This is a genomic window from Sphingopyxis fribergensis (genome assembly GCF_000803645.1).
GTDB lineage: Bacteria > Pseudomonadota > Alphaproteobacteria > Sphingomonadales > Sphingomonadaceae > Sphingopyxis > Sphingopyxis fribergensis.
The window spans coordinates 1613422-1627727 of record NZ_CP009122.1; the positions used below are offsets into that span (position 1 = coordinate 1613422).

Below are 14306 nucleotides of genomic sequence, written 5' to 3' on the forward strand. Positions count from 1 at the left end.
AGGTGGAATGGCGATCTTCTCTCCCACATTGCGAATGTCCCTGATTGCGCTCGGCTGCGCCGCTGCGACGACGGTGCCGGCGCAGGCGCCCTCGCTGGCGATGCTCGACCGGCTCGAAAAGGGCAGCTGGCAGCTGCGCGAACGCGGCAAGGATGCCGTGTTACAGACGATTTGCGTCGGCGACGCGCGCCGGATGATCCAGATCCAGCATCCGCGCGCGACCTGCTCGCGCTATGTCATCGAGGACACGCCGAATTCGGTGACGGTTCACTATACCTGCCCCGGCGCCGGGCACGGTCGCACGACGATTCGCAGCGAGACGAACCGACTGGTCCAGATCGACACGCAGGGCATCGCCGAGGGCAAGCCGTTTTCGCAGGCGATCGAGGCGCGCCGTACCGGCGGCTGCTGAGCGAACGATTTGTTAACCATGCGGCGTTAGACGGGTGCAGGGCTTCTTCATGTTTGCCCTTTCTCCCTAATGGCTGTCATGCCGAACTGGGTCGTGCGGCAATTGCCTCGCGGCCCATTTCTTTTGGTGCGGCGCAGCCCTTGCACCGCTTGCGGTGCGGGACTATTTGGCGCCGATGCAGGATCTAGCCGGAAAAACCCTGATCGTCCTTTTGTCGGGCGGCCTCGACTCGATGGTGTGCGCGGGCCTCGCGCGCGAAGCGGGCGCGCGCATCGTCGCGCTGACGATCGATTATAACCAGCGTCACCGCGTCGAACTGGAATCGGCGGCGCGGATCGCCGCCACTGTCGGCGCGGCGGAGCATATTGTGCTGCCGCTCGATCTGCGCCGCTTCGGCGGTTCGGCGCTCACCGCCGATATCGACGTGCCGAAGGACGGCGTCGGGAGCGATGTTCCCGTGACGTACGTGCCGGCGCGCAACCTCATCTTCCTGTCGTTCACCCTCGGCCTCGCCGAAGCGCGGCAGGCGCAGGACATCGTGATCGGCGTCAATGCGCTCGACTATTCGGGCTATCCCGACTGCCGCCCCGAATTCATTCAGGGGTTCGAAGATCTGGCGCGGCTCGCGACGCGCGATGGCGACCAGGGTGTCGAGTTCCGCATCCACGCGCCGCTCCAGCATATGCCCAAGGCCGATATCGCCACCGAAGCGGCGCGGCTGGGCATGGATGCGGGGATGAGCTGGTCCTGCTATGATCCGACGCCCGAGGGACTGCATTGCGGGGGGTGCGACAGCTGCCGTTTGCGCAGCAAGGGTTTCGCCGATGCGGGGCTCACCGACCCGACACGCTACGCCTGAACCGATGCCCCCCCGTAAATGACATACGCCGTCAAAGAGATTTTCCTGACGCTGCAGGGCGAAGGGGCGCAGGCGGGCCGCCGGGCGGTCTTCTGCCGCTTTGCCGGCTGCAACTTGTGGACGGGGCGCGAGAAGGATCGCGCCAAGGCGGTCTGCCAATTCTGCGACACCGATTTTGTCGGGACCGACGGGACCATGGGCGGAAAGTATAAGATCGCCGCGGCGCTCGCCGACGTCATCGCGGAAAGCTGGGGGGCGGGCAGCGACGATCGCTATGTCGTGCTCACCGGCGGCGAACCGATGCTGCAGGTCGATGATGCGCTGATCGACGCGCTCCACGAACGGGGTTTCACGATCGCGATCGAAAGCAACGGCACCTTTCCGATCCCGCGCAGCATCGACTGGATCTGCGTCAGCCCGAAGGCGGGCAGCGAACTGGTGCAATTGAGCGGCGATGAATTGAAGCTCGTCTGGCCGCAACCGGGCAGCGATGTCGCGCGGCTTGCGGGGCTCGATTTCGCGCATCTGCTCGTCCAGCCGCTCGACGATCCACATGCCGCCGCCAATGTCCAGGCGTGCATCGATCTGGTGATGGATGATCCGCGCTGGCGCCTGTCGCTGCAGACGCACAAGAATCTGGGATTGCGTTAAGGGCCTATTCGCCCTTTTTCGCGGCGGAATCGGCAGTGATCGACCGTTTCGCGACCGGCATATCAACCGCTTCGGGATTGTCGTCGGCTTCGCTTTCGGGGGCAGCCTCGTCGGTGCTGTCCGCCTGGTCGGTCTTCGCCGCATCCTTCTTGGTGCCGTCGTCGGGGACGCTGTTGTCGACCGCCGTGCCGTCGCTGACCGCATCGTCGAGGATGATCATCGAATCGCTGACCGATCCTGGCTGGACCTCAACCGCGTCGAGCTTGGTCGTCGATTTGCCGGCGGTATCGCCGCCGCCACAGGCAGCAAGGGCGAGCAGGGAGAGCGATGCGAGAAGGGTGCGGGTCATGCGGCGTTCCTAATCGCTTGGCGAAAGCTTGTCGAGAAAGGCCGGAAGCATCTGAACAAGTGCCGCATCGACATCGGCGAAGGATGCCGTTTTGCCGAGCGCTGCGAGGCTCGTGACCGGAAACTCGGCGATCCCGCACGGCACGATGCCGCCGAAATGCGCGAGGTCAGGGGCGACGTTCAGCGAAAAGCCGTGCATCGTCACCCAGCGCTTCACGCGCACGCCGATGGCGCCGATCTTGGCTTCGCGGCCGCCCAAGTCGTCGGTCCAGATACCGATGCGTCCTTCGGCCCGGCGCGCCTCGACGCCGAGCAGCGCGAGGGCATCGATCACCCAGCCTTCGAGCGCAGAGACATAAGCGCGCACGTCGCGTCCGCGCTGCGTCAGGTCGAGCTGGACATAGCCGACGCGCTGGCCGGGGCCATGATAAGTATAGCGCCCGCCGCGTCCGGCATCGTAAACCGGGAACTGGGGGTTGAGCAGTTCGGCGGGATCGGCGCTGGTCCCGGCGGTATAGAGCGGCGGATGCTCGATCAGCCAGATCCGTTCGTCCGCGTCGCCGGCGTGGATAGCGGCCGCGCGCGCATCCATGTCGGCCGATGCCTTGTCATAATCGGTCAGGCCGGGGCTGATGACCCATTCGGGCGGGGCAGGAAAGCTCATTGTGCCGGCTATCTGGCGCGCCGCGTCGTCATGCGCAAGCCCCTCTGCGCTGTGTGCCGACAGGGCTGGACAGGAGCACGGAAGATCGTCACTTTCGGCGCAATTGGGAAATCGAAAAATGACGGGGTATCAATGGTAAAATTCGACATGGGCGCCGCGTGGGACGACACGCTGCAACTTTTGAAATCGCACACGGCGCTGGTCGGCACGATCGCCGGCGTATTTCTGTTCTTGCCCGCGCTCGCGGTCGCCTGGTTCGGGCCGGTGCCGGTCGAGCCCGCGGCGGGCGCCGATATCAATCAGGTCATGGCCACATTTCAGGAAAGTTTCCGCCAGATGATCCCGGGGCAGCTGGCGATCGCGCTGTGCGCGCTGATCGGTACAGCCGGCATTCTGCGGCTCTGGCTGTCGCGAACCGGCGTTAGCGTCGGCGAGGCGCTGACGTTCGCGCTCATGGTTTTCCCCACGATGATAGCAATCCAGATTTTGTGCGGGTTCGCAATCGGTCTTGGCTTCCTGCTGCTGATCGTCCCCGGCATCTATCTTGTCGGGCGTCTCGCGCTTGTCGCCCCCGCCGTCGCCGACCGCGGCATCTACAATCCTTTTGAGGCGATCCGGACGAGCTGGGATCTGACCCGCAATAATGGTTGGGCGATCTTCTTTTTCCTTTTCCTCGTCGCATTGGTGATCGTGATCGCGGCGTTGATCGTCGGAGGCGTCGTTTCGGTCATCGCCGGCAGCGAGCCGGGGTTCGGGCGGATGCTCGGCGGTTTCATCGAGGCTGCGTTCAGCACGGTCGGCAGCCTGGCATCGATCGCAGTTTCGGCCGCCGCCTATCGCCAGCTCGCGCTTCGGACCTCGTCCGACGTGTTCCAGTGACGCGGGTCGCCGCCAACAATAACGATGTGTCGCAAACGGGATGAAGCCGTCCGGCTTTGCCCGCCTTGGATGGAGCGTAAGAATCTGGTTTAAAAACAGGGGGAAGTGACATGGCAAAAATGAGTATCGGGGCGGCCTTTTCGGAAACCTTTGCGTTTATGAAGGCCAATTGGATGCAGATGCTGATATGGGTAGGCGGGGCCTTGGTCGTCGTTGGCGTGCTCGGTTTTCTGCTTCTCGGATCGACCTTCTCGGCCATGGCGATGGCGCCGAACGACCCGTCGCTCGTTATGGGTGCGTTCGGCAAGATATTCCTGTTCGCGCTGGTCGCGGCGGTGATCTTTTACGGGGTTTCGATGCTCATCTGGCGCGGCGGCATGCACCCCGGAGAAGCGCCGAATTTCGCCTGGGCGTTTCAGGCTGGACCGGCGTTGGCCTTTGGCATGTTCGTGGTGATGATCGCCGCCTATATCGTCATCTTTATCATCATGTTCATCCTGACGCTGATTTTCGGCGCGGCGCTCGGTGGGATGGGTGGATTTTCCCCGGAAGCGCTGACATCGGGCGGCGCCAGTGCCATTGGCGGTGGCGCGATTCTCCTGATGGTCATACTCTATATCGCGATGGTCGTTTTCCTGCTGTGGGTGCAGGGTCGCTTCATGGTCGCCGGCCCCGTCATGGCCAACCAACTGACGCGCAATCCGGTCACCGGCCTCGGTGAATCGTGGCGGCTGACGGGGCCGTCGCAGTGGACGATTGTTGGCTTCTACCTGCTCTTCGTGATCGGCATATTCATCTATGCGCTTATCGCAGGCATGATTTTTGGCGGCGTTCTGGGCGCAATTCTCGGCGGTTCGGCGGTTGGCGCGATCCTGACGATGATCGTGATGGCGGCGCTCGTCTACTTGCCGATCATCATGATTTCCTTCTCGATGCCGGTCGGCGTCTATCGCGCCATCGCGCCACGCGCGTCGGGTGACGTTTTCGCCTGATCGCTTTTGAGGCAAGGCAACAGAGAGCGCTCCCGGAAACGGGGGCGCCTTTTGCTATGTCAGCTCCATTTCGCCAGCGGCGGCAGGCTCATTAGGATCGCATCGATATTGCCGCCGGTCTTGAGCCCGAACAAGGTGCCGCGGTCATAGACGAGGTTGAATTCGGCGTAACGCCCGCGCCAGATCAGCTGCGCCTCGCGCTCCGCCTCGGTGAAGGGCAGGCCCATCCGGCGGCGCACGATCTGCGGGAAGATATCGAGGAAGGCTTCGCCGACCGCCTGTGTCAGCTGGAAATTGCGGTCGAACTCGGCATCGTCCCCGCATTCGAGATGATCGTAGAAGATGCCGCCGACGCCGCGATGGACGCCGCGGTGTGGGATATAGAAATAATCCTCGGCCCATTTGGCATAGCGTCCGTAAACATCGGGGCCAAAGGGCGCGCAGGCGGCGCGCAGCCGCGCATGAAAGGCGTCGGTGTCCTCGGCATATTCGATCGGCGGATTGAGATCGGCGCCGCCGCCGAACCAGCGCTTCGTCGTCGCGAGGAATCGCGTGTTCATATGCACCGCGGGGACATGCGGGTTCGCCATATGCGCGACGAGGCTGATTCCGGTGGCGAAGAAGCTGGGGTCGTCGCCGGCGCCGTGGATCGACCCGGCGAAATCGGGCGCGAACTCGCCCGCGACGGTGGAGACGTTGACGCCGACCTTTTCAAAGACTTGGCCCGTCATCACGCCGCGTACGCCGCCGCCACCTTCGCCCGGCTCCAGCCCCTCGGCCTCGCGGTCCCACGGCGTATAGGCAAAGCGCGCGTCGCTGCCCGCTTCGGCTTCGATCTTCTCGAATTCGGCGCAGATGCGATCGCGGAGCGATTCAAACCAGCTGCGCGCTGTCTGTTGCTGCGGGTCGAGCGAGATCATGCCGGAAAGCCTTTCGTTTGCCTGAGCGCTTCGGCGAGCGCGATGCCAGCCGCGACCGCGACATTCAAGGAGCGAAAGCCCGGCTGCATCGGAATCGCGACCCGCGCCGCTGCGGCATCGTGGACATAGGGCGGCACACCCGAGGATTCGGCGCCGAGCAGCAGCACGTCGTCCGCCTCGAACACGAAGCCGGGCAGGGGTGTCGCGCCCGTGGTCGTCAACAGTACAAGCCGCCGACCCGCGTCCGCGCTCCATTGGCGAAAGCCGTCCCAGTCGGGATGACGGCGCACATTGGCCCGGACGGCATAGTCCATTCCCGCGCGTTTGAGCGCGCCGTCGGAGAAGGGAAAGCCGCATGGCTCGATGATATGCGCGGGCACACCAAAGCAGGCGGCGGTGCGCAACGTCGTGCCGACATTGCCCGCGATATCCGGCTGAAACAGGGCGATTTCCATGTATCGCCCATAGCCTCCGTCGCCGAAGGAATCGAGAGGCATTGGCTCAGCGTCTTGGTACAGCAAGGGAAGCGGAAATTGCCTGTTGGCAAGCCCGGACAGTGCGGCTATCAGGCCCGCAATTCCCGGAGGGGCCGCCGGGTTGTGCGCTTTCGTGCGCGTGCAACAGGGGCGGCCATAACTTCGAGAACTTTTGTTAGTTCACCCATGCAAGGGCAGTCGAATGGCCAGTGAATCTGAACTCAACGCCGGTATCGAGGATGGCGTACGCCGCCGGGATTTCATCAATATTGCGGCGGTGAGTTTCGCTGGTGTCGGCGCGGTCGCCGTGGTTCTGCCGCTGCTCAACCAGATGAACCCGTCGGCCGACGTCCTCGCGCTGTCGACGACCGAAATCGACATTTCGGCGATCCAGCCGGGTCAGGCGATCAAGACCAGCTGGCGCAAGCAGCCGGTGTTCGTGCGCAACCTCGTTGCCAAGGAAATCGCCGAAGCCAAGGCGGTGCCGCTCGGCGACCTGCGCGATCCCGAAACGATCGACCAGCGCACTAAGCCCGGCAAGGAAAACTGGCTGATCACGCTGGGCGTCTGCACGCACCTCGGTTGTGTGCCGCTTGGCGCCGCTGAGGGCGAGAATAAGGGCGATTTCGGGGGTTATTTCTGCCCGTGCCACGGTTCGCATTACGACACTGCGGCGCGTATCCGTAAGGGCCCGGCACCCAAGAATCTGGTCGTGCCGCCCTATGATTTCACCAGCGACACCGTCGTGACGATCGGCTGAGGAGCGAGATAAGATGAGCTTTCCCTGGGCCAAACCCTATGAACCGACGCATCCGCTGATGAAGTGGATGGACGAGAAGTTGCCGATTCCGCGCCTCGTCTATAACGCCACGGGTCCCGGCTATCCGGTTCCGCGCAACCTCAACTATTTCTGGAACTTCGGCGTCCTCGCCGGTGCCGCGCTGGTCATCCAGATCGTCACCGGTATCGTTCTGGCGATGCACTATGCCGCGAACGCCAGCGTCGCGTTCAACTCGGTCGAGCATATCATGCGCGACGTGAACGCCGGCTGGTTCATCCGCTACGCGCATATGAACGGCGCGAGCATGTTCTTCATCGTCGTCTATCTGCACATTTTTCGTGGCCTTTATTACGGTTCGTACAAGGCGCCGCGCGAAATGGTGTGGCTGCTCGGCGTCGTGATCTTCCTCCTGATGATGGCGACCGCCTTCATGGGCTACGTACTCCCGTGGGGCCAGATGAGCTTCTGGGGCGCGCAGGTGATCACTGGCTTCTTCTCGGCGATACCGCTTGTGGGCGAGCCGGTGCGCGAATGGCTGCTCGGCGGGTTCGTCCCCGACAACGCCACGCTCAACCGCTTCTTCTCGCTGCATTATCTGCTGCCGTTCGTGATCGCGGGCGTCATCATTCTGCACATCTGGGCGCTGCACATCCCGGGTTCGTCGAACCCGACGGGCATCGAAGTGAAGGACGAACAGGACACCGTCCCGTTCCACCCCTATTACACCGCGAAGGACGGTTTCGGCGTCGGCATCTTCCTGCTGATCTTCGTCGCGCTGACCTTCTTCAGCCCGAACGCACTGGGTCACGCCGACAATTACATTCCGGCGAACTCGCTTTCGACCCCGGCGCATATCGTTCCTGAATGGTATTTCCTGCCCTTCTACGCGATCCTGAAGGCCTTCACCTTCAACTTCCTGTGGATCGACGCGAAGCTTTGGGGCGTCATCGCGATGTTCGGCTCGATCGCGCTGCTGTTCTTCCTGCCCTGGCTCGACAGCTCGCCGATCAAATCGTCGAACTATCGTCCGCTGTACCGCATCTTCTTCTGGATCCTCGTCGTCGACGTGCTCCTGCTCGGCTGGTGCGGCATGCAGCCGGCGGAACAGCCGTGGGTGATCCTCAGCCAGCTGGGTGCGATCTATTATTTCGCTCACTTCCTGGTGATCCTGCCGATCGTGTCGCGGATCGAACGCCCGCTGCCGATGCCGAATTCGATCACCGAAGCGGTCCTCGCCAAACACGCCACCGACGCGACGTCGGCTTCGGCAACGGCCTGAGCGCCGGACTTTAATAGGAGCTGATACAGCCATGGTTCGCCCGCTCGGATTTCTCGTCGGCCTCGGTTTCATTACCGCGCTGGTGCTCGCGATTCTCACGACGCCGCTCAGCAATGAAGAGAATGTCGCTCACTCGTTCCACAAGCACCCCCGGCATCTGAAACTGGCCAGCGATGGCATCGTGCTGCCGCATTGGGACAAGGCCCAGCTGCAGCGCGGGATGCAGGTATACAAGGAAGTCTGCTCGGCCTGCCACGGCCTGCATCTCGTCGCCTTCCGCGACATTGCGGACCTTGGCTACAGCGAAGGCCAGATCAAGACCTTCGCCAAGGGTTTCCAGGTGCCGTCGATCAATCCCGACACGGGTGAGCCGGCGACACGCGACGGCCTGCCGTCGGATTATTTCCCCTCGCCTTATGCGAACGAAACGGCTGCCCGCGCCGCGAACAACAACGCGCTGCCGCCGGATCTCTCGCTGATCACCAAGGCGCGCGAAGGCGGCAAGGATTATATCTATTCGCTGCTGACCGGCTTCCAGAACCCGCCAAAGAACCTGCCCAAGGAACTTCAGCCAGGCACGGGGCTGCACTACAACCCCTATTTCGCGAACCTCAACCTCGCGATGGCCCCGCCGCTGGCGCCCAATCAGGTGACCTATGCCGACGGCACCAAGGCGACCGTCGACCAGATGGCGAAAGACGTCACGGCATTTCTCGTCTGGACCGCTGAGCCGAAGCTGATCAAGCGCATCCAGGTGGGTTATGCAGTCTTCTTCTTCCTGCTGATCTTCACGGTGCTGACCTATCTGTCGTACCGGAACATCTGGGCCGACAAGAAGCATTGAGTGCACAGGGGAGGGCGGCCAACATGATCGCCCTCCCGCCTCAGCCGGACCTCGACCTCGCGTCGCTCGTCCGCACCATCCCGGACTTTCCCAAGCCGGGTATCCAGTTCCGCGATATCACCACGCTAATCGGTGACGCTGTCGGCTTTGCCGAAAGCGTTCGCCGACTTAGCGCGCTCGCCGCCGTGCAGCGGCCGGACTTCATCGTCGCGGTCGAGGCGCGCGGCTTCCTGTTCGGCGCCGCGATGGCAACCGCGATGGGGCTGGGTGTCGTTCCGGTACGCAAGGCGGGAAAGCTGCCCGGCGTCACCATCGGCGTCGACTATGAACTCGAATATGGCGTCGACCGGCTGGAGCTGCACGAAGGGGCGGTTCTGCCGGGGCACCGTGTCGTGCTCGTCGACGATCTGCTCGCGACCGGCGGCACGATCCTCGCAACCGCCGCGCTGATGCAGAGTGTCGGAGCCGAGGTGGCAGCGGCGCTGTTCGTGATCGACCTGCCTGATTTGGGCGGATCAAAACGGCTGGAGGTCGCAGGTCTGGCCTGCGAAACGCTGATCGCCTTCGACGGCGACTAGGCGGCGCTTGGCGTAGCCAGAGCAATGGCCTCAATCTCGACCCGGAAGCCGAAGTGAAGCGGTCCGGTGGGCACTACGCTCCTCGATGGCCGCGTTGCCCCGAAGAATTCGCCATAGACGGCGTCCAGCTCGTCCCAGTCGGATATGTCGCTGAGATAGACGGTCGTCTTGATCACTTGCGTCAGGTCCGCGCCTGCGTCCGTCAGGACGGACTTCAGATTCTGCAGCGTCTGCCTGACCTGTTCCTTGAAAGGCCCATTGGCCAATGAGGTGTCGCGGCCCGGCTTTAGCGGGAGTTGCCCGGACACGAAAATGAGGCCGCCGCCGATCGTGAAGGGCGAATAATGCGGGCCGGCAGCGGGTTTCGAAGTCATGTGGGCGATCTTCCTCTTAGACGAGCTGGCACGATATCACCCGCAAAAAGAAAAAGCCCGCGCCGAAGCGCGGGCTATCGCCCCGGTGAAAACGGGTTGTTCGTTAAAAGGGAACCCAATTCTGCTTCTTGCGGAACTTCATATAGCCGGCGTTCACGCCAAGCCGTGCGCCGACGCCGACGCGGATCGGGATCAGAACGACATCGTCGCGGCGCAGGTAGCTCGCGTTGAAGCCGCCGATCAAATAGGCGGCGCCTTCGCCGGCTGGATACCGCTTGTAAAGATCCTCGCTGTCGAACAGATTATAGACGAGGACAAAGGTGTTACCGGCGTTGGCGCCGGCATCGAAGCCGATCGACGGACCTGTCCAGTAAGCGGGCAGTTCGCCCTCGATCTTGTGGTGCAACGTCCCCGAGCCATAACGCACGCCGAGCACGAAGGCGCCGCCGGCCTCGCGCCCGACGATATAGGCGTTGGGCTCGCCCTGCTTTTTCAATATGTCCTCGATCAACCCGGCGAGGCCCTGCGCACCCTTGCCGAATACTCCCTCGGCAGCGCCGATCAGATCGTCCTTCTTGTACGTCGATCCAGGGCCCGCAGCGACGTCGGTGGCCGAGGCGTCGGCGGGGGCGGCGTCCACGGGCGGCGTCTCGCTGATCTGCTGGTCGCCGGTGGCGAGGTCGCTGTCATATGATGTGCCGGCGGTCGAATCGCTGGGCGCCGGCGGCGCGGGATTGTTGAGATCATAATCGATCGTCGTGCTGTTGGGATCGACTTCGCGCATCTGAGCGGCTGCCGGAAGCGGCGTCAGCGCGAGGCCGAGCGATGCCATTGCTGCCAAGGCAAGGCTGGTGAACGTTTTGCGCATATTGGACCCCCAAAGATCAAGCGACGCACGCGCGCCATATTCTACGTTAATCATGACTCGCTTTCGCGCGCGAGCAATGAACCGGCGATGACTTGAGTCGAATTTACGCCAGACCGAATCACCGAGACGACGAAATGCCTGCTCTGACCCGAAAATTGCGCAATCTTTGCCGTTGCGGGGCGCGGAGTGCATGGCTATAGCGACCCGCCTAGGCCAGACTGTCGTTAGCGCGACAGGCCATGCGGAGACGTGGGTGAGTGGCTGAAACCAACGGTTTGCTAAACCGTCGTACTGGTAAATCCGGTACCGAGGGTTCGAATCCCTCCGTCTCCGCCACCTTCTTTCAAGCCCTTGGGTTTGCTGGAAAAGGCCGAAAATCAACCCCTTGGGAAGCTGTTGTTGCCGATGTCTGTAACACATGACACGGAGAACGACATGCCATCTGGATTGCTTCGCCGGGACGGGCGCTATTCGATTCGTCGCCGTATCCCTGTTGATCTGATCGACGCCTACGGTGGGCGGCAGATGATCGTCCGGGCGCTCGGCACTTCTGACCCGCAAGAGGCTCGCGAGCTTCGGGACGAAGCGTGGGCGAAGCTGACGGCAGAGTTCAAGGCTATGCGCGCAGAGATTGCCGGGAAGGTGGGCGGCGAACCTCCAGCCCCCGAACCAACCAAGCGGGTCTATTCCAAAACCCCTGACATTGGGCGCGCGGCGCGGCGGGTTGAAAGTGAGCGCCGCGAAGCCTTTGAAGCTGGCCGACTCCGCGAATGGTATGAGGAGCGGCAAGAGGAAATGGAGCGCCATGAGGGGGTGCTCTCCGGTGAGGTCGAAGCGTGGTTGCCCTTCTATGACCACGAGGTTCGGCTGGGCGCGCTACAGGCTGCTCTAGATGGCAAGTGGCGTCCTGCCCGGCCCGATCCGCAGCCGGTCACCACAGAGGCTCCCAAGGGCGCGGCGGCGCAATCCATGTCTGACATTGTGGACAAGTGGGCTGCGGAGCAGGGGCCGCGCTCCAAGACGCTCCGCAAGACGCGGGTGATTATCGCGGAGTTCGACACGCTGACGAAGGGCGTGGCCATCGGCGCTGTCACTCCCGATCATGTCCAAGCCTATAAGGAGCAGCTTGTCGCGTCCGGGGTTGCCCCGGCCACAGGCAATAACAAGCTGAACTTATTGCGAGCCGTCATCCGCTACGCGCTCGCCAGCCGGATAATCAAGGCGGACCCCTGCGACGGCATTTCGATCAAGCCGGGGAAGGGGCGCGCCAAGTCCCGTATCGCTTATGAGCGGGATCATTTGGCGGCGCTGTTCGGCTCCGCTGTATGGTCGGCGGATGAGCGCCCCGTCGCCGGGAAGGGGGAGGCGGCTTACTGGTTGCCGCTGCTATCCCTCTACAGCGGGGCGCGGCTGGAGGAACTGGGGCAGCTTCGCCTGACCGACATAGGGCCGGAAACATATCTCGCGGCGGGTGACGGTGAAGCCGTCGCTACCGTGTTTCGCATCGTGGAGGATGGAGCAGACGGCCTTACCGTGAAGAACGCGGGGAGCATTCGGCGGGTGCCGGTGCATCCTGAACTCATCCGGCTCGGCTTCCTGCGCTATGTCGATAGCCTCCGTGTCGCAGGGGAGAAATGGCTGTTCCCCGATCTCGACCCCGACCGGGACGGCACCCGCACAGCGGCATGGTCGAAATGGTACGGCCGCTGGCTTCGCACCAAAGCCAAGATCGAGGACAAGCGTGTGACATTTCATTCCTTCCGCCACAGCTTCAAGCATTACGCGCGGCAGGTTGGGATTGCCCCCGACGTCCAGAATGAGATTACCGGGCACGATACGGGCGACATTGCCGACGACTACGGAGGGCTGTCCTATCCGCTTCACCCTCTGGTGGAGGCGATGGACCGCTACCGCATCCCCGGCTTCACTCCTCCGGCTCCGCCCCCGGCGTTTCGCTCGCCCGTCTAATTCCATCGGCCCCGGCGAAGTGCGCGAGGTACGTGGTTTCCTTCGTCACCGCATGGCCGCGGCGCTGGAGGAAGCTCTGGTTGTCCTTGGTGAGGCGACCCATCAGACGATCCTGATAGGCCGGGTTGAACTTCTTGGAGAGGATTTGCTCGCGCGTCTCTCCCGTCCGTCCATACTCCTTGGCGTAGGTGACAAGCCAAGTGTCGTCGGTGAACTGATAGCGCCCGGCTGCGGAGGACCGCGTGTTACGGGCGTTGTCGTTACCGCTGCTCTCCGCTTGTCGGATCGCAGCTTTGATTTCGTTCATAGATTTCCTTGGGGTGCAGGGGCGGTTTCGGGCGCCGCAAATTGGAATGACGCAGGGCGGGCCTGCGAGCTGTTGACGTACACATCGGTTGGGGGCGGGGGCGCCGGGGCGTTGGCGGCGACTATCTCATCCACCTCCGGCCCAAACTCCGGCACGGCTTCTCCCGTACGGCGGGCAAGGTCGGTGGCGTCCTTGACCATCGTGGGGACCATTGCGGCGAGGGCGCTGTCGTCGCCGGTTTCAAGATACTGGCGTAGGGCGACATTGTAGCGCGCGACAGTTCCCAAGCTGCTGGCTTCGATCAGCCGGCCTACCTGTCGAATGGAGGCGCCCATGCTAGGCGTCGTCGCCACGAAGTTGTCGAACGCGGCGGCGAAAGCGATTTTCGCCGGGGTGCCGTTACGCATACGCATGGCGGCTTCCCGCTGCACAGCGGAGGCATCATGGCCGCGGCCTCTGATCTCCAGCAGTCCAGCCGCGACCTTGGCGCCGTCTTTCCGGGTCAAACTCATTCGGCTGCCGTGCCCTTCACGTAGCCCCGCTGCCGTGCCCGGAAATACTCGGACATTGCCGCAGCCGGGTCGCCCGGTGCGAGCGCCATAATCGCGGCGGGAATTTCCTCCGGGTGCCTTTCAATGAGGAAGGCCAGCACGTTATCCGGGATCGTCTCGAAGCCCGGGCGCTCGTGCGGCTGGGGAACGGCTGCCATCGAATACATATCGTAAACCGGGGCTGTCCAGCGGATGAGGAATTGCTGGCTAAGGACGCCGCCGCCCCCGCTGCTGGTGACGCGGATATTGGTTAGTCCCTTGAAGCGGGCCTCCGCTGCTTCTTTCGCCGCAGCTTCGTCGGCCTTCGCCTGTGCGATTCGAGCTTGGTCAAACGAAACGGTCAGGGCCTTCAAGCGGTCGGCGGCGCTGGTGAGGCGCTCCCACTGTGCGAGGTCGGCCTTGGCTGCCTCCAGCTCGGCGGCGATGGTGTTGATGTCGGTGGTCATATGTGGATTTCCTTGTGGTGTTCGCGCGGGCAGGGCCTCGCGTCAGAAGTTCAATTTCGGGTCGTCGAGTGCGGTGGCCGCACGGGATGCCCCAGCCTGCCGGGCCGCG

Annotated in this window: 19 protein-coding genes and 1 tRNA gene; 11 read left to right on the forward strand and 9 right to left on the reverse strand. The window is 63.1% G+C overall.

The features are described from left to right. Positions 1-34 precede the first annotated feature (34 nt). The 3 genes from SKP52_RS07580 to queE all read left to right on the forward strand — a co-directional run bounded on the left by SKP52_RS07580 (position 35) and on the right by queE (position 1922). A complete protein-coding gene (locus SKP52_RS07580) occupies positions 35-412 on the forward strand; it encodes a hypothetical protein (RefSeq protein ID WP_052207948.1) in 378 nt (125 codons plus the stop codon). A 175-nt stretch (positions 413-587) separates the two neighbouring features. Then, complete coding sequence (gene queC, locus SKP52_RS07585; RefSeq protein ID WP_039573530.1) at positions 588-1271, forward strand: 7-cyano-7-deazaguanine synthase QueC; 684 nt, start codon at positions 588-590, stop codon at positions 1269-1271. Between the two features lie 18 nt (positions 1272-1289). Then, positions 1290-1922, forward strand: coding sequence for a 7-carboxy-7-deazaguanine synthase (gene queE / locus SKP52_RS07590; RefSeq protein WP_039573533.1), 633 nt, complete (start codon positions 1290-1292; stop codon positions 1920-1922). A gap of 4 nt (positions 1923-1926) precedes the next feature. On the opposite strand, the gene SKP52_RS07595 is transcribed toward queE, so the two are convergent. Next, complete coding sequence (locus SKP52_RS07595) at positions 1927-2271, reverse strand: hypothetical protein (protein ID WP_039573536.1); 345 nt, start codon at positions 2269-2271, stop codon at positions 1927-1929. Positions 2272-2280: 9 nt separating this feature from the next. Further along, positions 2281-2934 (reverse strand): lipoyl(octanoyl) transferase LipB, encoded by a 654-nt coding sequence (gene lipB / locus SKP52_RS07600; RefSeq protein ID WP_039573539.1) that lies wholly within the window; start codon positions 2932-2934, stop codon positions 2281-2283. 132 nt (positions 2935-3066) lie between these two features. On the opposite strand from lipB, the gene SKP52_RS07605 reads away from it, so the two are divergent. Next, a complete protein-coding gene (locus SKP52_RS07605; protein ID WP_039573541.1) occupies positions 3067-3813 on the forward strand; it encodes a glycerophosphoryl diester phosphodiesterase membrane domain-containing protein in 747 nt (248 codons plus the stop codon). A gap of 110 nt (positions 3814-3923) precedes the next feature. After that, positions 3924-4805 carry a hypothetical protein gene (locus tag SKP52_RS07610; protein ID WP_039573543.1) on the forward strand — a complete coding sequence of 294 codons (882 nt, stop codon included), beginning with the start codon at positions 3924-3926 and terminating at the stop codon, positions 4803-4805. A 59-nt stretch (positions 4806-4864) separates the two neighbouring features. On the opposite strand, the gene hemF is transcribed toward SKP52_RS07610, so the two are convergent. Together hemF and SKP52_RS07620 are read right to left on the reverse strand one after the other, a co-directional pair. Beyond that, entirely contained in the window at positions 4865-5725 is an 861-nt protein-coding gene (hemF, locus tag SKP52_RS07615) for an oxygen-dependent coproporphyrinogen oxidase (RefSeq protein WP_039573546.1), read from the reverse strand. Then, a complete protein-coding gene (locus tag SKP52_RS07620; RefSeq protein WP_039580218.1) occupies positions 5722-6180 on the reverse strand; it encodes a tRNA (cytidine(34)-2'-O)-methyltransferase in 459 nt (152 codons plus the stop codon). The genes hemF and SKP52_RS07620 overlap by 4 nt, the downstream gene beginning before the upstream one ends. Before the next feature lie 223 nt (positions 6181-6403). Here SKP52_RS07620 and petA point away from each other — a divergent pair, with 223 nt between their 5' ends. The 4 genes from petA to SKP52_RS07640 are packed head-to-tail and all read left to right on the forward strand — an operon-like array spanning position 6404 to position 9683. Beyond that, positions 6404-6961 (forward strand): ubiquinol-cytochrome c reductase iron-sulfur subunit, encoded by a 558-nt coding sequence (gene petA, locus SKP52_RS07625; protein ID WP_039573548.1) that lies wholly within the window; start codon positions 6404-6406, stop codon positions 6959-6961. Positions 6962-6974: 13 nt separating this feature from the next. Next, positions 6975-8261: a cytochrome b gene (locus SKP52_RS07630; protein WP_039573551.1), complete on the forward strand. Its 1287-nt coding sequence runs from the start codon at positions 6975-6977 to the stop codon at positions 8259-8261. A 31-nt stretch (positions 8262-8292) separates the two neighbouring features. Continuing rightward, on the forward strand, positions 8293-9105 hold the full coding sequence (locus tag SKP52_RS07635) for a cytochrome c1 (RefSeq protein WP_039573554.1): 813 nt from the start codon (positions 8293-8295) through the stop codon (positions 9103-9105). 23 nt (positions 9106-9128) lie between these two features. Further along, positions 9129-9683 carry an adenine phosphoribosyltransferase gene (locus SKP52_RS07640; protein ID WP_039573557.1) on the forward strand — a complete coding sequence of 185 codons (555 nt, stop codon included), beginning with the start codon at positions 9129-9131 and terminating at the stop codon, positions 9681-9683. On the opposite strand, the gene SKP52_RS07645 is transcribed toward SKP52_RS07640, so the two are convergent. After that, positions 9680-10057 carry a RidA family protein gene (locus tag SKP52_RS07645; protein WP_039573559.1) on the reverse strand — a complete coding sequence of 126 codons (378 nt, stop codon included), beginning with the start codon at positions 10055-10057 and terminating at the stop codon, positions 9680-9682. The genes SKP52_RS07640 and SKP52_RS07645 overlap by 4 nt on opposite strands. 103 nt (positions 10058-10160) lie before the next feature. After that, entirely contained in the window at positions 10161-10925 is a 765-nt protein-coding gene (locus tag SKP52_RS07650; RefSeq protein WP_039580221.1) for a DUF1134 domain-containing protein, read from the reverse strand. A 243-nt stretch (positions 10926-11168) separates the two neighbouring features. On the opposite strand from SKP52_RS07650, the gene SKP52_RS07655 reads away from it, so the two are divergent. Both SKP52_RS07655 and SKP52_RS25205 read left to right on the forward strand, forming a co-directional pair. Beyond that, positions 11169-11261: transfer RNA gene (locus SKP52_RS07655), tRNA-Ser, on the forward strand. A 15-nt stretch (positions 11262-11276) separates the two neighbouring features. Then, positions 11277-12893: a site-specific integrase gene (locus SKP52_RS25205; RefSeq protein WP_148309051.1), complete on the forward strand. Its 1617-nt coding sequence runs from the start codon at positions 11277-11279 to the stop codon at positions 12891-12893. Here SKP52_RS25205 and SKP52_RS07665 read toward each other — a convergent pair. The 3 genes from SKP52_RS07665 to SKP52_RS07675 are packed head-to-tail and all read right to left on the reverse strand — an operon-like array spanning position 12850 to position 14197. Further along, a complete protein-coding gene (locus tag SKP52_RS07665) occupies positions 12850-13200 on the reverse strand; it encodes a lysozyme family protein (RefSeq protein ID WP_052207950.1) in 351 nt (116 codons plus the stop codon). The two genes, SKP52_RS25205 and SKP52_RS07665, sit on opposite strands and share 44 nt — an antisense overlap. Next, the gene (locus SKP52_RS07670; protein WP_148309052.1) at positions 13197-13712 is read right to left on the reverse strand and encodes a hypothetical protein; all 516 of its coding nucleotides are present in this window, start codon (positions 13710-13712) and stop codon (positions 13197-13199) included. Before SKP52_RS07670 ends, SKP52_RS07665 begins: the two co-directional genes overlap by 4 nt. Continuing rightward, complete coding sequence (locus SKP52_RS07675) at positions 13709-14197, reverse strand: hypothetical protein (protein ID WP_039573569.1); 489 nt, start codon at positions 14195-14197, stop codon at positions 13709-13711. Before SKP52_RS07675 ends, SKP52_RS07670 begins: the two co-directional genes overlap by 4 nt. Positions 14198-14306: the final 109 nt, after the last annotated feature.

What these genes read in the sequence shown, in the direction of transcription:
- SKP52_RS07580 (WP_052207948.1), top strand. Translation starts at nt 35, where the DNA reads ATGTCCCTGATTGCGCTCGGCTGCGCCGCTGCGACGACGGTGCCGGCG.
- queC (WP_039573530.1), top strand. Translation starts at nt 588, where the DNA reads ATGCAGGATCTAGCCGGAAAAACCCTGATCGTCCTTTTGTCGGGCGGC.
- queE (WP_039573533.1), top strand. Translation starts at nt 1,290, where the DNA reads ATGACATACGCCGTCAAAGAGATTTTCCTGACGCTGCAGGGCGAAGGG.
- SKP52_RS07595 (WP_039573536.1), bottom strand. Translation starts at nt 2,271, where the DNA reads ATGACCCGCACCCTTCTCGCATCGCTCTCCCTGCTCGCCCTTGCTGCC.
- lipB (WP_039573539.1), bottom strand. Translation starts at nt 2,934, where the DNA reads ATGAGCTTTCCTGCCCCGCCCGAATGGGTCATCAGCCCCGGCCTGACC.
- SKP52_RS07605 (WP_039573541.1), top strand. Translation starts at nt 3,067, where the DNA reads ATGGTAAAATTCGACATGGGCGCCGCGTGGGACGACACGCTGCAACTT.
- SKP52_RS07610 (WP_039573543.1), top strand. Translation starts at nt 3,924, where the DNA reads ATGGCAAAAATGAGTATCGGGGCGGCCTTTTCGGAAACCTTTGCGTTT.
- hemF (WP_039573546.1), bottom strand. Translation starts at nt 5,725, where the DNA reads ATGATCTCGCTCGACCCGCAGCAACAGACAGCGCGCAGCTGGTTTGAA.
- SKP52_RS07620 (WP_039580218.1), bottom strand. Translation starts at nt 6,180, where the DNA reads ATGGAAATCGCCCTGTTTCAGCCGGATATCGCGGGCAATGTCGGCACG.
- petA (WP_039573548.1), top strand. Translation starts at nt 6,404, where the DNA reads ATGGCCAGTGAATCTGAACTCAACGCCGGTATCGAGGATGGCGTACGC.
- SKP52_RS07630 (WP_039573551.1), top strand. Translation starts at nt 6,975, where the DNA reads ATGAGCTTTCCCTGGGCCAAACCCTATGAACCGACGCATCCGCTGATG.
- SKP52_RS07635 (WP_039573554.1), top strand. Translation starts at nt 8,293, where the DNA reads ATGGTTCGCCCGCTCGGATTTCTCGTCGGCCTCGGTTTCATTACCGCG.
- SKP52_RS07640 (WP_039573557.1), top strand. Translation starts at nt 9,129, where the DNA reads ATGATCGCCCTCCCGCCTCAGCCGGACCTCGACCTCGCGTCGCTCGTC.
- SKP52_RS07645 (WP_039573559.1), bottom strand. Translation starts at nt 10,057, where the DNA reads ATGACTTCGAAACCCGCTGCCGGCCCGCATTATTCGCCCTTCACGATC.
- SKP52_RS07650 (WP_039580221.1), bottom strand. Translation starts at nt 10,925, where the DNA reads ATGCGCAAAACGTTCACCAGCCTTGCCTTGGCAGCAATGGCATCGCTC.
- SKP52_RS07665 (WP_052207950.1), bottom strand. Translation starts at nt 13,200, where the DNA reads ATGAACGAAATCAAAGCTGCGATCCGACAAGCGGAGAGCAGCGGTAAC.
- SKP52_RS07670 (WP_148309052.1), bottom strand. Translation starts at nt 13,712, where the DNA reads ATGAGTTTGACCCGGAAAGACGGCGCCAAGGTCGCGGCTGGACTGCTG.
- SKP52_RS07675 (WP_039573569.1), bottom strand. Translation starts at nt 14,197, where the DNA reads ATGACCACCGACATCAACACCATCGCCGCCGAGCTGGAGGCAGCCAAG.